Source organism: Rhizobium sp. Leaf306 (assembly GCF_001423425.1).
Lineage (GTDB): Bacteria > Pseudomonadota > Alphaproteobacteria > Rhizobiales > Rhizobiaceae > Neorhizobium > Neorhizobium soli.
This window is the reverse complement of sequence record NZ_LMNX01000001.1, coordinates 1269033-1288132: the sequence shown is the minus strand read 5'-3', so window position 1 is coordinate 1288132 and position 19100 is coordinate 1269033. Positions and strand designations below refer to the sequence as shown.

Here is a 19100-nt window from a genome sequence, read left to right as displayed (position 1 = left end):
CGTGGGTTCGCTGCAACTGAAATCCATCCGAAAGGCCTTCGGCGATCATGAAGTGCTGAAGGGCATCGACCTCGAGGTTCAGGATGGCGAATTCGTCATCTTCGTGGGTCCTTCCGGCTGCGGCAAGTCCACGCTGCTGCGGGTCATTGCAGGCCTTGAAGATGCGTCATCGGGCTCGATCCGGATCGACGACCAGGAAATGGCAACGACCCCTCCCGCCAAGCGCGGCATTGCCATGGTCTTCCAGTCCTATGCGCTCTACCCGCATCTGACGGTGAAGGACAATATGGGCCTCGGTCTGAAACAGGCCGGAACGGACAAGGCCGAGATCGAGACACGTGTGTCGAATGCCTCGTCGCTTCTGTCGCTCGATCCCTATCTCGCCCGTCGCCCTGCCGAGCTGTCCGGCGGACAGCGCCAGCGCGTGGCGATTGGTCGTGCCATCGTGCGGGAACCGAAGCTTTTCCTGTTCGACGAGCCGTTGTCCAACCTCGACGCGGCGCTGCGCGTGCAGACCCGGCTTGAAATCGCCCGCCTGCACCGGCGGCTTAAGGCGACGATGATCTACGTGACGCACGACCAGGTCGAGGCGATGACGCTTGCCGACAAGATCGTCGTGCTCAGCGCCGGCGCGATCGAGCAGGTGGGGTCTCCGATGGAGCTCTACAACAAGCCCGCCAACGTCTTCGTCGCCGGTTTCATCGGCTCGCCGCAGATGAACTTTATCCCGGGCGAGACGCTTTCCGAAAGCGGCATCAAGACCATCGGCATCCGGCCGGAGCATATCGCTCTGTCGCGAGAAAGCGGCGACTGGAAGGCCAAGGTAGTCCATGCCGAGCACCTCGGCGCCGATACCATCCTCTATCTCGAAACCGAGACGGCGGGCCTCATCACGGTCCGTCTGTTCGGCGAGCATCGCTATGGTCCAGACGACATCGTCTTTGCCACACCGGATAAGGCCTCGCTGCACCGGTTCGACGAAAACGACAAGGCGATCGGTTAACCTTTAAATCGGCCGTAACCAGTTCCGTGTTCCACTACCTCCAATGCGGGAAAGCGAACCTTTGCGCTCCTTCCGCGTTATGGGGATGGAGGAAACGGCAATGACGGTAATTTTAATTCTGATTGCAGCGGTCGCCACTCTCGCAGGGACCGGCGCCTTGGTGGTTCGCCAGATCGCGGATGCTCGCCGCCAGCAGTACCAGGACGAGGTTCTGGCCTCAGATCTCGGCTATCTGCGCGAAGTCGAGCGCACCAAGAAGCGCTTCCGGCACGCGGCCCACAAAACCCGCAAACTCGCCGCCCGCCGCACCCGGATTCATCAGACGAAAGCTGCGCACAGCACAGCCGCGTACTTCGCGAATTAGGCCTTGTCGGCCTCTATTCAGCAGTCGGTTTGTTCGGAGAAAGATTTGGTGGAGCTAAGCGGGATCGAACCGCTGACCTCTTGCATGCCATGCAAGCGCTCTCCCAGCTGAGCTATAGCCCCATCAGGGTGGTCCGGGTGTTCCGGTCCTTGGGAACTCCGAAGCAGCGATGCTGACCGGAGTGGCGGCTTATTACGTCCGGTTTTCGGAGAGTGCAAGCCTGTTTTTCAAAGCCCGGCAATTTTTCTTCAAATTACCGGGCTTTAGGTCGAAAGATCAATTCTCGTCGTCGTCGCCGCCAACGCCGACAATGCCGGTTACGTCGTCGTCTTCATCGTCTTCGTCGGCTTCGAGGAAGGTGTTGTCGTCATCGTCGCCGATATCGACATCATCGTCGTCGCCCAGATCCGGGATGTCGTCGCCGGTTGCCGCATCGTCGGCGTCGTCGGTTGCGACGGGCTCGACAGTTGGGTTCTCAACGTCGACTTCCTCGACATCTTCTTCTTCCGCCTGCTCCAGCTTTGCAGCGGCGCTGTTTTCGGCGAAGAACGACAACGGCCAGGACTTGCCGCTATAGGGGGAAACGACGGGATCGCGGTTCAGATCGTAAAACTTCTTGCCGGTATCCGGGTCGGTGCGCTTGGTTCCGAGTTCCGCTTTAGCCACTATCAAAGCCTCATGAGATGGCCGAACAGGTCGGCGAAGCCGCATAAAGCGGCAATCAATGGGTGAAAAATCTAAGCCGGTCCCCATAAGGCCTGGCGGGCTCCATGTCAAAGACTAACTTTTCCTGAATTCCTTGGCAGGCAGGCTAATGACCCGCCTTTTGCTTTGTGATAACGACGGCGGAAATCAAAGGCATACGAGCAAGGACCGATCATGTCGCATGGGATTGCCCTCAAACCGGCAAAGTCGAGAAGATCGACGAACCTCACCGGGACCGTCCGCATCCCGGGCGACAAGTCCATCTCGCATCGTTCCTTCATGTTCGGAGGCCTGGCTGCCGGCGAGACGCGGATCACCGGCCTCTTGGAAGGCGAAGACGTCATCAACACCGGCAAGGCGATGCGTGCTATGGGCGCAAAGATCGACAAGGTCGGCGCCGAGTGGATCATCCAGGGCACCGGCAACGGCGCGCTGCTCGCACCGCAGGCGCCTCTCGATTTCGGCAATGCCGGCACCGGCTGCCGCCTGACGATGGGTCTCGTCGGCGTCTACGATTTCGAGTCCGCCTTTATCGGCGATGCCTCGCTGTCCAAGCGGCCGATGGGCCGGGTGCTCGATCCATTGCGCGAGATGGGCGTCCAGGTGACGTCGATGGCCGGCGACAGGCTGCCCGTCACGCTGCGTGGTCCGCGCACGCCGAACCCCATCGTCTACCGCGTGCCCATGGCCTCGGCGCAGGTCAAGTCCGCGGTGCTGCTTGCCGGCCTCAACACGCCTGGTGTCACCACCGTGATCGAACCGGTCATGACCCGCGACCATACGGAAAAAATGCTGCAGGGTTTCGGCGCTGATCTGACCGTCGAGACCGATGCCGATGGCGTCCGCACGATCCGGCTTGAAGGTCGCGGCAATCTCAAGGGCCAGGTGATCGATGTTCCCGGCGATCCGTCCTCGACCGCGTTCCCGCTTGTGGCCGCCATCCTGGTGCCGGGATCGGACGTGACCATCATGAACGTCCTGATGAACCCCACCCGCACCGGTCTTATTCTGACGCTGCAGGAAATGGGTGCGGATATCGAGGTGATGAATGCCCGCAGCGCTGGCGGCGAGGATGTGGCCGACCTGCGCGTCCGCGGCTCCGACCTCAACGGCGTCACCGTTCCTGCCGATCGTGCGCCATCGATGATCGACGAATATCCCGTCCTCGCGGTCGCCGCAGCCTTTGCCGAGGGAACGACGACGATGCTCGGTCTCGAGGAGCTGCGCGTCAAGGAATCCGACCGTCTCTCGGCCGTTGCCGAAGGTTTGAAGCTGAACGGCGTCGATTGCGATGAAGGCAAGGAAACGCTGGTGGTGCGCGGCCGTCCAGGCGGTAAAGGCTACGGCAATGCGTCCGGCGCTGCCGTTATCACCTATCTCGATCACCGCATCGCCATGAGCTTCCTCGTTCTCGGTCTGGCATCCGAGCACGAAGTCACGGTCGACGACGCCTCGATCATCGCCACCAGCTTTCCGGAGTTCATGGATCTGATGACCGGTCTCGGCGCGCAGATCGAGAACCACATCGAAGGAAAGACCTGAGGCGCACGCTAATGTACCAACCGCCGCATTTCCGCGAAGACGATCTCGGCACCCAGCATGCGCTGATCCGCGCCCATCCGCTGGGCATGCTGATCACATCGGGAAATTCCGGTCTGCTGGCCAATCCGGTGCCGTTTCACCTTGATGGAGAAGCTGCCGAAAAAGGTGTGCTGCGGTTGCATCTTGCCCGGGCGAACAGCCAGTGGAAAGACATCCGCGACGGCGCGAGCGTCCTTGCTGTGTTTCAGGGCGCCGATAGCTACGTCACACCGTCCTGGTACCAGACCAAGCAGGAGACGGGTAAGGTCGTGCCCACCTGGAACTATGCCATCGTTCAGGCCCGCGGTCCGGCCCGCATCGTCGAAGACGCCGGCTGGCTGCTTGCCCAGATCGAGGCAATCACCAGCCAGCATGAGAGCAGCCGGCCGATGCCCTGGTCCGTCAACGATGCGCCAGACGATTTCATTTCCGCCCAGTTGAAGGGTATCGTCGGTGTCGAGATCGAGATCGCGGCGATCGAAGGAAAGTGGAAGGTCAGTCAGAACCGCCCGGTCGGCGATCGCGAAGGCGTAGCCTCCGGACTTGATAACATGCCCGGACAGGACCAAATGGCCGATCTTGTCCGCCGCTACGGAGCCTCCCGCCTGACATGAATTCTGCAGATAGAACTACGCCTCTGGTGATCGCAATCGACGGCCCGGCCGCAGCCGGCAAGGGCACGCTGTCGCGCCAGATCGCTGAAACCTACGGCTTCCAGCACCTCGATACGGGCCTCACCTACCGCGCAGCCGCCAAGGCGCTGCTCGACCGGGGTCTGCCGCTCAACGACGAGGGTGTTGCCGAGACGATGGCGCGAGACGTCGAACTGGCAGGTCTCGACCGCGAAATCCTGTCGGCCCATGCGATTGGCGAAGCGGCCTCGAAGATCGCCGTCATGCCCGCCGTGCGCCGGGCGCTGGTGGAAGCGCAGCAGGCGTTTTCGAGGCGCAAGCCAGGCACGGTGCTCGACGGGCGTGATATCGGCACCGTCGTCTGCCCCGATGCACCCGTGAAACTATATGTCACCGCATCGCCTGAAGTGCGCGCCAGACGCCGTTACGACGAGATCGTTGGCCGCGGCGATGCCGCAGATTTCGACGAGATTTTTGCCGATGTGCGAAAGCGCGACGAGCGCGACATGGGGCGTGCCGACAGCCCTTTGAAGCCTGCGAAAGACGCGCACTTGCTTGATACGTCAGAAATGGGTATAGAGGCCGCGTTTCAGGCCGCGAAGGCGATTATCGACGCCGCCCTGAAAGGATGATGACCGACCGGATAACCGGCGGCGCATTCGAGCCCGATATCTTAGTCCTCGCGCCGGATTGCCTCTGAACATGACGAGGCGGGCTTGGATTTCGGGTGTGATCAACACGAACCCACGGCGCAATGTGTCCTTGACTGGACACGACCAGGAGATTTCATGGCAGTAACTAACCCGTCGCGGGAGGACTTCGCAGCCCTTCTCGAAGAATCCTTCGCAACCAATGATCTGGCCGAAGGCTACGTTACCAAAGGTCTGGTAACGGCGATCGAAAAGGACATGGCCGTTGTTGACGTCGGCCTCAAGGTCGAAGGTCGCATCGCGCTGAAGGAATTCGGCGTCAAGGGCAAAGACGGTTCGCTGAAGGTCGGCGACGAAGTCGAAGTCTATGTCGAGCGCATCGAAAACGCGCTTGGCGAAGCAGTTCTGTCGCGCGAGAAGGCTCGCCGCGAAGAGAGCTGGGTCAAGCTCGAAGTCAAGTTCGAAGCTGGCGAACGCGTTGAAGGCGTTATCTTCAACCAGGTCAAGGGCGGCTTCACGGTCGATCTCGACGGCGCTGTTGCCTTCCTTCCGCGCAGCCAGGTCGACATTCGTCCGATCCGCGACGTGACCCCGCTGATGCACAACCCGCAGCCCTTCGAAATCCTCAAGATGGACAAGCGTCGCGGCAACATCGTTGTTTCGCGTCGTACGGTTCTTGAAGAGTCCCGTGCAGAACAGCGCTCGGAAATCGTTCAGAACCTTGAAGAAGGTCAGGTTGTTGACGGCGTCGTCAAGAACATCACCGATTACGGTGCGTTCGTTGACCTCGGCGGCATCGATGGCCTGCTGCACGTGACCGACATGGCATGGCGCCGCGTCAACCATCCGTCGGAAATCCTGTCCATTGGCCAGCAGGTCAAGGTTCAGATCATCCGCATCAACCAGGAAACCCACCGCATCTCGCTCGGCATGAAGCAGCTCGAGTCGGATCCGTGGGATGGCATTGCTGCCAAGTACCCGGTTGGCAAGAAGATCTCCGGTACCGTCACGAACATCACGGACTACGGCGCATTCGTCGAGCTGGAGCCAGGCATCGAAGGCCTGATCCACATCTCGGAAATGTCCTGGACCAAGAAGAACGTACATCCCGGCAAGATCCTTTCGACCACGCAGGACGTCGACGTTGTCGTTCTCGAAGTCGATCCGTCGAAGCGCCGCATCTCGCTCGGTCTCAAGCAGACCCTCGAGAACCCATGGCAGGCATTTGCGTTCAGCCATCCGGCCGGCACTGAAGTCGAAGGCGAAGTCAAGAACAAGACCGAATTCGGCCTGTTCATCGGCCTCGACGGCGACGTTGACGGCATGGTTCACCTCTCCGACCTCGACTGGAACCGTCCAGGCGAACAGGTCATCGAGGAGTTCAACAAGGGCGACGTCGTTAAGGCTGTCGTTCTGGATGTGGACGTCGAGAAGGAGCGTATCTCGCTCGGCATCAAGCAGCTCGGCAAGGATGCTGTCGGCGAAGCCGCAACATCCGGCGAACTGCGCAAGAACGCTGTCGTTTCGTGCGAAGTCATCGCCGTCAACGACGGTGGTGTTGAAGTGAAGCTTGTTGCTCACGAAGACATCACGTCCTTCATCCGCCGCAACGACCTGGCACGCGATCGCGACGATCAGCGTCCGGAGCGTTTCTCGGTTGGTCAGGTTTTTGACGCCCGCGTCACGAACTTCTCCAAGAAGGATCGCAAGGTCATGCTGTCGATCAAGGCTCTCGAGATCGCTGAAGAAAAGGAAGCAGTTGCACAGTTCGGTTCGTCCGACAGCGGCGCTTCGCTCGGCGACATCCTCGGCGCGGCTCTGAAGAACCGCGGCAGCGAGTAATCGTTGTAGCTTGAAATGCGAAAGCCGCCGGATCGAAAGATCCGGCGGCTTTTTTCATGCCCGCTTTTTTTGGGTCGCACCGTGAACTGTCGGCTCAGGCCCACCCTGCCATGCGCCAGTAAAGTTCGTTCGGACGACGATCGTCGTTGCTGGCCTCCGAGGATGCGGCCTCGCCGTCGCCAGGGTTGTCGTCGTCAGTCGGCTCGTTGCCGTCATCAGGGTGATCGAAAGCCTGGTCCTGGCTGTGGTCGGCTTCGCCATCCTCGTCGACTGCCGTCACCGGCTGCGTCTTGCGGTTTTCGCGCCGCGGCTCGTCGTCCGCCATTGGGTAGGGGACAAACGGCAGGCCAATCGCCTCGCGCTGGACGAGCGGCAGCGGCACCGGCATCGGCTGGATGTCAGGCTCTGGCGCCGCCTCCGGGGCTCCGCTGGCTTTTGCGGCCGTGGTGTGACGTTCGTTTGCAATGCGCAGCAGATCGTCCTCGGCATCCGTTATCCCGGCCGTATGCATTGCGTCTATGTCCGGAGCAGCCGGGGCAGGTTGTCCATGCCCGCCGGCATGGGGCACCGTTCCACCGCCGCCTCCGCCAAAAAGGTTCTTGAACAGTGCCGCTGTCGAATTGTCGACCGGAGCTCCTGTCGCGAGCAGCGCTGCCTGAAGCGCGCTTGGTGCAATCACTGACACCAGTTGTGCCAGATTGCTGGGCCATTCCACAGCGGGTTTCGGCGCCGGCGCCGGTTCGGCATCGCTGATCGGGATCTTCAATTCGGTGTCGAAGGCATCGATAACCGCTGCGACCAGAGCCCCGGTATTCGTCACAGTCGCGATGCCCGGCACGGCGGTCTGCGGTAAGACTTGCGGCAAGACTTGCCGCATCGGCTTCGCATCTGCAGCCAAGATCGGCGGGGCTTGCGCAGGCGCCGGGCTTGCGTCCGGCTTGATCGGAACCGCACTTGGGACGGCGGGAGATGGTAGAGCTGGTTTGGATTGAAGGTCGGCGGTTGCTGTCGCGAGACCTTCTGTTCGGACCGGCATCGGCCGCGCAAGAATCGCCTCGCGGGTCGGCTCTTCCTGCAGATCAACGAGCGGCGGCAGCAGTTGGGGTTTCTGAAGCTCCGTACCGGGAACCTTTGTGTCAGGAGCCGCGGCGGCTGACCCGCTCGTGGGTGGCGAGAACGGAGCGATAGCTGGTGCCGCTGCACCGGGAGCCGGCGGCGTTGCACTGGTGGCGGGTGACGTCACCGACTGCGATTTTGCTCCGATGTCAGGCAGAGCGCCGGGGGATGGCCCGGGGGTCTCTGTACTTGCTGTGCCCGAAGAAGAACCGGGCAGAGGAACTGCCGGCGATGCGGGGCTGGGCGTCGAGGGTTGGAGCGCTGAGAGCGCGGGGGATGATGGGCCGGGCAAGGACGGGCCAGTCGGGGCAACTGCCGGCGGGGCGCCGGGCCGCGTCGTAGGAGAGGGTGCCGCACCGTCTTTTGGAAGGCTGGCTATCTCATTCTGCCGATAGGAGGTGACCGCTGCATTCTCAACCGTATCGCTATCCGTGACGAGCGCTGCTTCGAGCGACAGGATCAGCCGTGCTGCGTCGAGACCACCGGGGTTCTTGAGGATCTCGGCGAGCAGCGGCACGGACATGCCCTTGACCAGCTGTCTCAGCGTTTTTTCAAGCGCTGCAATGTCGTCCGTATTCATGGACTGCACCGCGACAGTCAGGCGCTCTGCATAGTCTGCCAGCAACTCGCCGTCGTTTCGCGGTATCTGCAGGAGTTGACCGATCGTTTCGGCGAAGATCGACGACCCGTAGGCAAGCTGCAATTGGCCGGAGAGCGACAGAAGGTTCAGGCGGGCGCCCGCAAGCAGTCCATCGCTCGCGGACAGGTCAGGGTCTGCTCCTGCGGCCGCCGCGATGGGACGCGTGGAAGCAACCGTACGGACCGGAGAGAGTGGGTCGGCCTGCATGCTTTGCGTAGCACTGACAGGAGTAAGCATAGCGCGCCTCCATCTCTCGCGTGTGAAAGGAAGGGACAACTCGGCCACACACGAATTCACGCGCACGTCGCACGCCAAAACTGCGCCGCCAACTCATGGCGCATGAATGCCGAGCACCAATTCTTAAATCGCTATGGTTAAATCATCGCTAATCGCTGGCAGGCCCGACCGGTCGTCAGCTATGCGCAAAAATGTCGGTCTCACCCCAGCCGAGCAGATCGAGCTTGGCTCGGGTCGGCAGGAACTCGAAACACGCCGTCGCGTGTTCGATACGCTCGTCGCGGAGAAGGCGCTCGGTCAGCTTGTCGCGGAGCGCATGGAGGTGAAGCACGTCGGACGCCGCATATTCGAGCTGGGCCTGCGACAGGGTTTCGGCAGCCCAGTCGGTCTGCTGCTGCGCCTTCGAGATATCGACGTCCAGCAACTCTCTCAGATTGTCCTTGAGGCCGTGTCGATCCGTATAGGTCCGCACGAGCCGCGATGCGACCTTGGTGCAGAAGACAGGCGTGGTCGTAACCCCGAACGTGTGAAACAGAACCGCAATATCGAAGCGTCCGTAGTGAAAGATTTTCTGTCGGGCGGGATCGGCAAGCAGTGCGACGAGATTGGGAGCTTGCTTCTGCCCGGCTGCGATCCGGATGACGTCCGCGGTTCCGTCGCCTGGTGAGAGCTGCACGACACAAAGCCTGTCGCGGCGCGGGACGAGGCCAAGCGTTTCCGTATCGATTGCGATCGCGCCTGTGTAGCGCGCAGCGTCAGAGGCTGGAATATCTCCTTGATGGTACCGTATCGACGTCTTCATGCGTGTCTCCGCTGTCAGGCTCTATGCGGGATAACCTAGAGGAAAGCTCCGGTGGAAGCACGCGGCCGCATCGTCTTATCCCGGACAATGGCTATCGCTTGGCGACGACGAAACACGAACGCGTGAGCAATTGCCCAGCAATGCAGCAAACGCATTGCTGCATTGCAGCAGAGCCTCTTGGCGCACCGGGAAGATATGGCTAGAAGTTTGGTCATCGAACGACGCACCTCCTCCTCCCAGTGTCGTTCGATACGGATCAACAACACCCTCCTCCTCCCAGTTGTTGATCAAGTTTAAAGCCTGGCGCATCCTCCTCCCGCGCCAGGCTTTTCTCGTTTTGTATCCCTTAAAATCCTCTGTATGACCGGCTCTGCCTCCGCAGAACGCCTTGCTGCGCAATAAGAAAAAGCCAGCGCATCGCTGCACTGGCTTGTCCGGCATAAAGGTGGATCTGCAGGTCAGCCCAGAGCTTCTATCGCCTTCATCACGTCGTCGTCGATCTTGAGACCGTGCTGGATGCTTTCGGCGCGAAGACCGCGGCCGCGCCGGCCGGGCAGGCGGACACCGTCCTGCTTTGCCATTTCGCTCGCCAATGCCGCAAAGCGTTCTGCCGCGCCGCCACCCGTCGTGGCATCCGGATCGATGACGATCAGCGACTGGCCAAGCGCCGGCGGAGGTCCGGTCTCGTCAAACAGCGAGCTGGCCTGGTAGGAGTAATGCGCACCGCCGATGCCGGCCGCCATCACTTCGACCATGAGTGCAAGCGCTGCCCCCTTGGCGCCCCCGGATGGCGCCATCGTTCCCTTGATCGCGGCAAATGCGTCGGTTGTCGGATTGCCGTCGGTGTCGAACGCCCAGTCGTCGGGAATACTGGTGCCCTTCTGGGTCGCTTCCATCACCTTGCCGCGGGCAACCTTGGAGAGTGCTAGATCGATGACCAGCGGCTCGTCACCGGCAATAGGCGCCGCAAAAGCGATCGGATTGGTGCCGAACAGCGGCACCTTGCCACCCCAGGGGGCCATGGAGGCGGGCGCGTTGGCAAACATCATCGCAACCAGCCCCTGCTCGGCAAAGCGCTCCACGGTCAACGCCATGACGCCTGCATGGTGCGAACGGTTGATGGCGGCAAAGGCGATGCCCTGTTCGCGCGCAATCGCTGGAAGTTCCAAGACAGCGAGATCGAGCGCCGGATAGGCAAAGCCAAAGTTCGCGTCGATTGCAAGAACTGCGGGTCGAGGCCTGCTCGCCTCAGGGAGAGCACTGCCGTCGACCTTGCCGGTCCGCACCTGTTTGACATAGGCCGGGATGCGGCGAAGCCCATGACCGGACTGGCCGGCGGCTTCCGCCTGCACCAGGGCGCGGGCAACCGAGCGTGCGGTGCTATCAAGCACGCCGTTGGCTTCGAAAACGCCGCTCACCAGCGTTTCGGCTTCTTCAAGGGTAATCTGCATGGACAAGCTGTTCCGGGAGCGAGTGTTAAGGAGGGCAACCGAACCCGAAAGCACGGCTACTTGCACTCTACCGACTGAGTGACGAGGCTTGCAACACCTGCCGGTGCGATCGGAACAGGTGATGCGCGCCGAACGGCTGAGACGACGTAGTCGTCGATACGCGTATCTCCAGACGATCTGGCAACGGACACGCGCCCGATATTGCCATCGCTATCGAAATTGAAGCTGATCGTCACGATCCCCTTCTGGTTGGACGGGCAGCGGCGGGCATTACGGGCGATCTTCGTGCGCACACGGGTCATCCAGGTGGACGGTGACATCGTCGAGGCCACCGATCCGCTCGAGGTCTGCGCAGCGGCCGTGCGCTCCGACGGCTTTGCCTGAACCTTTGCCTGCGCCTTTTCCTTCTGCGCCTGCGGCTGACGGCGTGGCTTTTCTACCTTCTGGACCGGCTTCGGTGGTGGTGGACGAGTGACCGGCAGCGGGACTTCCACGTTCTCCAACGCTGCGGTGACCTTCTGCTCGATCGGATCGACAGGCTCGGGCGGCGGCGTTTCGACGATCTCCGGCGGCGGGGGCGTTTCCTCCGGCAGCGGCGTCTCGATCACGGGTTCCGGCGGCGGTTCGGGTATCTCCTCAGCCACTTCCGGTGGCGGTTCGACCGGTGGCGGCTCCTCGATGGGTTCGACCTCTTCGACCGGCTCGGTCTGCTGGGTCTCGACCAGTTGCCGGTCTTCGGTGTCGGTAGCGATCTGCTCTTCGTCTGGGATCGCCGCCTCCGGCTCCGGCGCAAGCTCGATCATGATGGCGGCCTGCGGACCGTTGTCGGCGAGTTCCTCCGGCTCTTGCCTCATCAGAAGAGCTGCGGCGGCAATGTGGACCGTGAGCACAAGGATAGCGGCAGATCCCCACAGCGCGATCTCGCCGATCCTGCTCGCATATCCTCTGCGCTGCATGGCAAGGCTCATGGAGCGCCTCCGGTGGCCGGCGAAGCGGCTGGTGCAGGCGCTGCCGGTGCGGCGGGTGTAGACGCTGGCGCCTGTTGGGCACCCGACGCGGCCTCCAACCCGACCAGCGCAATCTTCAGGTAGCCGGAATCGCGCAGCAGGTTCATCACTTCCATGAACTGCCCGTAATCGACGGCCTTGTCGGCCCGCAGGAAGATCCGCGTATCCTTGTTACCCTCGGTCTGGCGGTCGAGATTTGCGGCAAACTGTTCGCGCGCGACCGGATCGTTGCCGATATTGAGCGATAGGTCGTCCTTGACCGTCACGTAGAGAGGCTCGTCCGGTCGTTCTGCGGGCTTGGCGCTGGAGGCGGGCAGATCGACATTGACGTCGACCGTCGACAGCGGCGCGGCCACCATGAAAATGATCAGGAGCACCAGCATGACGTCGATAAACGGCGTCACGTTGATCTCGTGATTTTCGGGAAGTTCATCGCCGTGATGTTCGCGAATGCCGCCTGCCATGGAATTATTCCCCCGCGACCAGAGACATCGACGCCGGCCTGCGTCCGCCTGGCGGCACCTTGCGGAAATCGAGATCGCGGCTGACCAGTCGTTCGACACCGGAAGCAGCGTCGGCCAGTAGCTGGCGGTAGCCGGTGACCGAGCGGGCGAAGGCGTTGTAGATGATCACGGCCGGGATTGCCGCGACCAGACCAAGGGCGGTCGCAAGCAGCGCTTCGGCGATGCCGGGTGCCACGACCGCAAGGTTGGTCGTGTTGGACTGCGAAATGCCGATAAAGGAATTCATGATGCCCCAGACCGTGCCGAACAGCCCGACAAACGGGCCAACCGAACCGATCGAGGCGAGAATGCCCGTGCCGCGGGCCATGCGCCGTCCGGAATATGCTTCGATGCGCGACAGGACCGAAGATACGCGCTCCTTGACACCATCGGTATGGGCGTAGTCGAGAGCAGCTTCGGAAAGCTCCACCTCTTCGGTCGCCGCGCGCAGCATCAGGGCCGCAGGCCCGCCGCGGCTGCCTGTCGTCTCAAGCGCTTCCGGCAGCGTATGCGCGCCCTGGATGATCTTGAGGACGCGCCTGGCGCGGGTACGGGCGCCCATCAGCTCAAGCGTCTTTGCGATCCAGATCGTCCATGTGAGAAGCGAGGCAATGGCAAGGCCGATCATCACGGCCTTCACCACCCAGTCGGCCGCCATGAACATGCCCCAGGGCGAAAGATTGTGAGGAATATCGGCGCGTGCTTCGGGGGAAGGTGCACCCGTTGCAGCCGGAGCCTGCTCGATTGGCGTCACGGAGGGAGCAGCAGGTTCTGCCGGGGTTGCGTCTTGAACGGGTGGCGGGGTCTGCTGTGTCGTAGGAGCAGCGCTTGGAGGAGCAAGGGCCGGCGCCGTCTGTTGTGCCGGACCAGGCGCTTCCGGTGCAGGCGCCTCGACCTGCGCGACCGCATTTGTCGTCATCAGCATCAAGGCCGCAATCGTTGTCACCAGGGGACCTGGCCCGGCAACGCGCAACTGCTTCCTGTAGAGGTGAGACTTCGGCACAACGGACATGGCAGCGATACTCCGACTGGTCGCCGGAAGGCTCAGTTGGCCCAACGGCTCGATATCATTCAGCCGGTCCGAAAACTGAGGGCGGCGGCTTGCCGCTATGCGATAATAAACATGAGTGTGGTTGGCAACTATAATCGGGAGAGTATCGCTTAAATTTGACTGCTTCCGTCATGATTTGGTCCGCATGGCCATGCTGCCAGCCGCAGCCTGTCTCCCAAAGCTCCGCACAAACGAAAAAACCGCCGGAGATTTCTCTTCGGCGGTTGATGGTTTCGGCAGCGCTAAACTTACAGCGTGCGCGTGATGTGCTCCACGCGGAAGCACTCGATCGTGTCGCCTGCGCGGATATCTTCGTAGTTTTCGAACGCCATACCGCATTCCTGACCCATCGGCACTTCGCCAACTTCGTCCTTGAAGCGCTTGAGCGTCTTGAGCTTACCTTCGTGAATGACAACGTTGTCGCGCAGCAGGCGAACACCTGCACCACGCTCGACCTTGCCTTCGACGACGCGGCAACCTGCAACCTTGCCGGTCTTCGTGATGTTGAACACCTCGAGGATTTCGGCATTGCCGAGGAAGGTCTCGCGACGTTCTGGCGAAAGCAGACCCGACATTGCTGCCTTCACGTCATCCACCAGATCGTAGATGATGTTGTAGTAGCGGATCTCGGTGCCGGCACGATCGGCCGCTATGCGCGCCTGTGCGTTGGCACGGACGTTGAAGCCGATGATCGCTGCTTCGGAGGATTCGGCAAGCGCAAGATCCGACTCGGTGATCGCACCTGCGCCCGAATGGACGATGCGGGCGCGGACTTCGTCGGTGCCAAGCTTGTCGAGAGCGCCGATAATGGCTTCGACGGAACCCTGAACGTCGCCCTTGATGAGCAGCGGGAATTCCTTGTAGCCGGTATTCTGCAGCTTGCTCATCATCTGTTCGAGCGAACCGCGCTGACCGGACTGGCGAGCAACCGCCTTGTCGCGGGCAAGCCGCTGGCGATATTCGGAAATCTCGCGAGCACGGCTCTCGTTTTCAACGACGGCAAACTTGTCGCCGGCAGCAGGCGTGCTGGAAAGACCGAGCACTTCGACCGGCATGGCCGGGCCGGCTTCCTTGACGTGAACACCCTTGTCGGTGACGAGCGCGCGGACGCGGCCCCACTGATCGCCGGCAACGATGATCTGGCCAGGCTTCAGCGTGCCCTTCTGGACGAGCACGGTTGCAACCGCACCGCGGCCACGGTCGAGCTGGGCTTCGATGACGATGCCTTCGGCCGTACGGACCGGATCTGCCTTCAGGTCGAGAATTTCGGCCTGCAGCAGAACAGCCTCGAGCAGCTTGTCGAGATTGGTCTTGTTCTTGGCCGAAACTTCGACGTCGAGAACTTCACCGCCCAGCGATTCCACGAACACTTCGTGCTGCAGCAGCTGCTGGCGCACCTTGTCCGGGTTGGCTTCGTGCTTGTCGATCTTGTTGATCGCCACGATGATCGGAACACCGGCAGCCTTTGCGTGGCTGATGGATTCGATCGTCTGCGGCATCACGCTGTCGTCGGCTGCAACCACGAGGATCGCGATGTCAGTCGCCTGCGCACCACGGGCACGCATGGCCGTAAAGGCGGCGTGACCGGGGGTGTCGATGAAGGTGATCTTCTGGCCGTTCTGTTCAACCTGATAGGCACCGATATGCTGGGTGATGCCACCGGCTTCGCCCGAAACAACGTTGGCCTGGCGAATGGCGTCGAGAAGCGAGGTCTTGCCGTGGTCGACGTGACCCATGATCGTCACGACCGGAGGACGCGACACCATTTCGCCGGCGTCGTCCATCTGGTTGAAGATACCTTCTTCAACGTCCGATTCCGAAACGCGCTTGACCGTATGGCCGAATTCACCTGCAATGATTTCAGCGAGATCGGCGTCGATAACGTCGCCGGCCTTCATCATCTGGCCTTCCTTCATCAGGTACTTGATAACGTCGACGGCACGTTCTGACATGCGCTGCGACAGTTCCTGAATGGTGATGGTTTCAGGCAGGATGACCTCGCGCATAACCTTTTCGCGGGTTTCCTGCATTTGGCTGCGGCGGAACTTTTCCTGCCGGCGGCGCATGGCAGCCATCGAGCGACCACGGCCGGTACCGTCATCATCGGTGCTGGCAGCGGTAATCGTGAGCTTGCCCTGGCGACGGCCTTCCTCGACCTTCGGGCGTGTCGGTGGCTTGGCAGGAACCGGCGCTGCAACGCGGCCACGACCTGGAATGGTCCGGGCAGGTGCGCGATCCTCTTCCTCGTCGTTGCGGCGACCACGACCGATGACGGGCGCGGCAACAGGTGCGGCTCCAGGCGTCGGGCGAGCCGAGTTACGGTTGTCTTGTGTATTTGCGTTGCGATCTGCAGCGGCTGGCGCTGGCGCGACGGGTGCCGGACGCAGAGCTTCCTCGGCAGCGCGTGCCTTGGCTTCTTCGGCCAGACGTGCTGCCTCGGCTGCTTCTTCGACCTTGCGGCGCTCGTCTTCTACCTTGCGGCGTGCATCATCCTCGACGCGCTGCTTGGCTTCGACCACATCGCGCGCCTGGGCTTCGACGAGTGCGCGACGGCGTGCATCCATCTCGCTTGCGGACAGGTCGTGCAGGACAGCACCACCCGAACGCTGCGGCTGGCGCTGCGGCTGTGACGGCTGCTGCGGACGCTGGCCCTGATGCGACGAGGGACGCTGACCCTGCGATGACGAAGGGCGCTGGCCCTGCGAAGAACCGGGGCGGTATCCCTGCGATGAAGGCTGCTGTACGCGCGGCTGCGGCGGGCTCGGCTGGCTGACGGGTGCAGCAGGGGCGGGGGCTGCAGGTGCAGCGGCTGCCACAGGGGCGGCTGGTGCCGGCGCTGCAGGGGTTGCCGGCTGCGGGCGTGGCGCTATAGGAGCGGCTGCCTCGACTGGCCGAGGGGCCGGTGCTGCGATCGGTGTAATTGGCTTTTCGTCGAGCGGACGGGTCGGACGGCGCTTGACCGTCTCGACGACGACCGCCTTGGTCCGGCCGCGACCCATGTCCTGGCGCACAGTACCCTGGGTCACACCCGATGGTTTCAGGGTAAGGGTCTTCTTCACGCCCAGTGTCTTGTCGTCGTTGTTATCAGTCATTCCGTTCCTGTTCCTTCGGACAGGAACAGATGGAAGCCATCAGTGCCTGTCGTTCAATTCGTACATATCGATGTGCGTCCGGCAAAAACCGGTAACCGCGTCATTGTTTCGGCATGTCAGCGACACCTTTTGTCTGGGACAGACCGCCCGTGCGGTACTGTTCAAGTAGGTTTGCGCGTTTCACTACACCTTCACCCGCCTGTCCCGCAAGCGCGCAGGCATGGATAAAAGCATTCTGGCCCATCACTTCGTCCAGTTCGGCCCCCGTGAAGAGCAAAAAGGATGGAATTTCTTCCTCGGCATTCGAGCCGAATTTGAAGGCTTTGCGAGCCTGATCGATCTTCCGGATACCGTCTGCCGCAGCATCTGAGGCATGAAAGCAAGCAATCGCGCCGCCGGAGCGAACTGCGGCATCGACCTTCGTCGCGCCCGAAATAAACTGGCTCGCCTTGCGAGCCATGTTCATCATGCCGATCAGATCGGCCGCGAGCAGTCTGTCAACCGTCGCCCCCAGATCGGCATCCGCCTTAGCGTCCGTCTTCAACGCGCGGGCGAAGGATTTCTTCTGGACCGCCCGGTCGATCAACGCCCGTTCGGCCTTTACCCAGCAGCCCCGCCCCGGAAGGCGACGCTTGAGATCGGGAACAACCTGGCCATCAGGCCCGGCCACGAAGCGGATCAGCGTTTCCGGTGATCCGGCTTCACGGGTGACGATGCAGGTACGGTCATTCACGATAAGCTCGTCGTCTGCATCGTCGTCTGGTTCATTGCCAATCGGGATCATTCCCGCTCGGCGGCAGGCGCCTCCTCGGCGTCTTCGGCCTCTGGTGCTTCTTCGGTGGCAAGATCCGCATCGGTGATCCAGCCAGCCAGCAGGCGGGCCTGCACGACCATGTTTTCAGCTTCGGTGCGCGAAACCTCGAACTTCGAAAACAGACCTTCGAACTTCTTGGTCTCGCCGTCCTTGCGCTCGCTCCAACCGACAAGATCATCGGCCGCGCAGCCGGCAAAATCCTCGATCGTCTTGATGCCGTCTTCGCCAAGCGCGACGAGCATCTGACCGGTCAGGCCGTCGATCTGCTTCAGTTCGTCGGCAACACCGAGTGCGACGCGCTTTGCATCGTTTTCAGACTCGATCCGCTCGAGATATTCGCGGGCACGGGTCTGGATCTCGGTCGCGGTATCTTCGTCAAAACCGTCGATCGAGGAGATTTCGTCGAGCTCGACATAGGCAAGCTCTTCAACGGCGGCAAAGCCTTCGGACGCCAGCACCTGGCCAACCATCTCGTCGACATCGAGCGCGTCCATAAACAGGTTGGTGCGCTCGTTGAATTCCTTCTGGCGGCGCTCCGATTCCTCGGCTTCCGTCATGATGTCGATATCCCAGCCGGTCAGCTGCGATGCAAGGCGGACGTTCTGGCCACGACGACCGATCGCCAGCGACAGCTGCTCGTCCGGAACCACGACTTCGATCCGCTCGCTGTCTTCGTCGAGAACAACCTTGGAGACTTCTGCCGGCTGCAGCGCGTTGACGATGAACGACGCCGGATCCTGGCTCCACGGAATGATGTCGATCTTTTCGCCCTGCAGCTCGCCGACGACGGCCTGAACGCGCGAACCGCGCATACCGACGCAGGCGCCGACCGGATCGATCGACGAGTCGTTGGAAACGACAGCGATCTTGGCGCGCGAGCCCGGATCGCGAGCAACCGACTTGATCTGGATGATGCCGTCGTAGATTTCAGGCACTTCCATGGTGAACAGCTTCACCATGAACTGCGGATGGGTACGCGACAGGAAAATCTGCGGGCCACGCTGTTCGCGGCGCACGTCGTAGACATAGGCTCGAACGCGGTCACCGTAGCGCATGTTTTCGCGCGGGATCATCTCGTCACGGCGAATGATGCCTTCGCCACGACCGAGGTCGACGATGACGTTGCCATATTCGACGCGCTTGACGGTGCCATTGACGATTTCGCCGACGCGGTCCTTGAACTCGTCGAACTGACGGTCACGTTCCGCTTCGCGCACCTTCTGGACGATAACCTGCTTGGCAGACTGGGCAGCGATACGACCGAAATCCATCGGCGGCAGCGGATCGGCGATGAAGTCGCCGATCTTGGCGTCAACGTTGCGATCGAGTGCCAGCGTCAGCGGGATCTGCGTGCCGTAATCCTCGGCGACGTCGACCACTTCCAGCAGGCGCTGGAGGCGGATCTCGCCGGTCTTGGAATTGATGTCGGCACGGATGTTGGTTTCCGAACCATAGCGCGAGCGGGCGGCCTTCTGGATGGCGTCGGCCATCGCAGCCAGCACGATTTCGCGGTCGATGACCTTTTCGCGGGCTACTGCATCTGCGATCTGCAGAAGTTCAAGCCGGTTTGCGCTCACTGCCATTGTCGTTGGTCTCCGTAAGTCGAGCTA

The 19100-nt window shown here is 61.7% G+C and carries 16 protein-coding genes and 1 tRNA gene; 6 read left to right on the top strand and 11 right to left on the bottom strand.

The features are described 5' to 3' along the window. Nucleotide 1 precedes the first annotated feature (1 nt). Together ASG19_RS06090 and ASG19_RS06085 are read left to right on the top strand one after the other, a co-directional pair. Nucleotides 2-1003: an ABC transporter ATP-binding protein gene (locus ASG19_RS06090; protein WP_062454216.1), complete on the top strand. Its 1002-nt coding sequence runs from the start codon at nt 2-4 to the stop codon at nt 1001-1003. A 100-nt stretch (nt 1004-1103) separates the two neighbouring features. After that, nucleotides 1104-1367, top strand: a complete 264-nt coding sequence (locus tag ASG19_RS06085; protein ID WP_156466411.1) for a hypothetical protein — start codon at nt 1104-1106, stop codon at nt 1365-1367. 46 nt (nt 1368-1413) lie between these two features. Here the strand turns inward: ASG19_RS06085 and ASG19_RS06080 are convergent. Both ASG19_RS06080 and ASG19_RS06075 read right to left on the bottom strand, forming a co-directional pair. Beyond that, nucleotides 1414-1489 (bottom strand) — tRNA-Ala (locus ASG19_RS06080). Nucleotides 1490-1643: 154 nt separating this feature from the next. Next, on the bottom strand, nt 1644-2033 hold the full coding sequence (locus tag ASG19_RS06075; protein WP_062454214.1) for a TIGR02300 family protein: 390 nt from the start codon (nt 2031-2033) through the stop codon (nt 1644-1646). Nucleotides 2034-2246: 213 nt separating this feature from the next. Here ASG19_RS06075 and aroA point away from each other — a divergent pair, with 213 nt between their 5' ends. The 4 genes from aroA (at nt 2247) to rpsA (ending at nt 6777) form a co-directional block, all read left to right on the top strand. After that, nucleotides 2247-3614 (top strand): 3-phosphoshikimate 1-carboxyvinyltransferase, encoded by a 1368-nt coding sequence (gene aroA, locus ASG19_RS06070; RefSeq protein ID WP_062454213.1) that lies wholly within the window; start codon nt 2247-2249, stop codon nt 3612-3614. 11 nt (nt 3615-3625) lie between these two features. Beyond that, nucleotides 3626-4267: an FMN-binding negative transcriptional regulator gene (locus ASG19_RS06065; protein WP_062454212.1), complete on the top strand. Its 642-nt coding sequence runs from the start codon at nt 3626-3628 to the stop codon at nt 4265-4267. Next, a complete protein-coding gene (gene cmk / locus ASG19_RS06060) occupies nt 4264-4917 on the top strand; it encodes a (d)CMP kinase (protein ID WP_062454211.1) in 654 nt (217 codons plus the stop codon). The genes ASG19_RS06065 and cmk overlap by 4 nt, the downstream gene beginning before the upstream one ends. A gap of 156 nt (nt 4918-5073) precedes the next feature. Next, entirely contained in the window at nt 5074-6777 is a 1704-nt protein-coding gene (gene rpsA, locus ASG19_RS06055; RefSeq protein WP_062454210.1) for a 30S ribosomal protein S1, read from the top strand. Nucleotides 6778-6871: 94 nt separating this feature from the next. Here rpsA and ASG19_RS06050 read toward each other — a convergent pair whose 3' ends face one another. From ASG19_RS06050 to nusA, 9 genes are all read right to left on the bottom strand, one after another. Beyond that, nucleotides 6872-8770 (bottom strand): hypothetical protein, encoded by a 1899-nt coding sequence (locus ASG19_RS06050; protein ID WP_156466410.1) that lies wholly within the window; start codon nt 8768-8770, stop codon nt 6872-6874. A 175-nt stretch (nt 8771-8945) separates the two neighbouring features. Then, on the bottom strand, nt 8946-9572 hold the full coding sequence (locus ASG19_RS06045; RefSeq protein ID WP_062454208.1) for a ribonuclease D: 627 nt from the start codon (nt 9570-9572) through the stop codon (nt 8946-8948). Between the two features lie 458 nt (nt 9573-10030). After that, on the bottom strand, nt 10031-11023 hold the full coding sequence (locus ASG19_RS06040; protein WP_062454207.1) for an Ldh family oxidoreductase: 993 nt from the start codon (nt 11021-11023) through the stop codon (nt 10031-10033). Between the two features lie 56 nt (nt 11024-11079). Further along, nucleotides 11080-11991, bottom strand: coding sequence for a TonB family protein (locus ASG19_RS06035; RefSeq protein ID WP_062454206.1), 912 nt, complete (start codon nt 11989-11991; stop codon nt 11080-11082). Then, the gene (gene exbD, locus ASG19_RS06030; RefSeq protein WP_062454205.1) at nt 11988-12494 is read right to left on the bottom strand and encodes a TonB system transport protein ExbD; all 507 of its coding nucleotides are present in this window, start codon (nt 12492-12494) and stop codon (nt 11988-11990) included. The genes ASG19_RS06035 and exbD overlap by 4 nt, the downstream gene beginning before the upstream one ends. A 4-nt stretch (nt 12495-12498) precedes the next feature. Then, complete coding sequence (gene exbB / locus ASG19_RS06025) at nt 12499-13545, bottom strand: tonB-system energizer ExbB (RefSeq protein WP_082476195.1); 1047 nt, start codon at nt 13543-13545, stop codon at nt 12499-12501. 287 nt (nt 13546-13832) lie between these two features. Continuing rightward, nucleotides 13833-16676, bottom strand: coding sequence for a translation initiation factor IF-2 (gene infB, locus ASG19_RS06020; RefSeq protein ID WP_062454204.1), 2844 nt, complete (start codon nt 16674-16676; stop codon nt 13833-13835). 100 nt (nt 16677-16776) lie between these two features. Next, complete coding sequence (locus tag ASG19_RS06015) at nt 16777-17460, bottom strand: RNA-binding protein (RefSeq protein ID WP_062454203.1); 684 nt, start codon at nt 17458-17460, stop codon at nt 16777-16779. Continuing rightward, a complete protein-coding gene (nusA, locus tag ASG19_RS06010) occupies nt 17457-19073 on the bottom strand; it encodes a transcription termination factor NusA (protein WP_062454202.1) in 1617 nt (538 codons plus the stop codon). Before nusA ends, ASG19_RS06015 begins: the two co-directional genes overlap by 4 nt. Nucleotides 19074-19100: the final 27 nt, after the last annotated feature.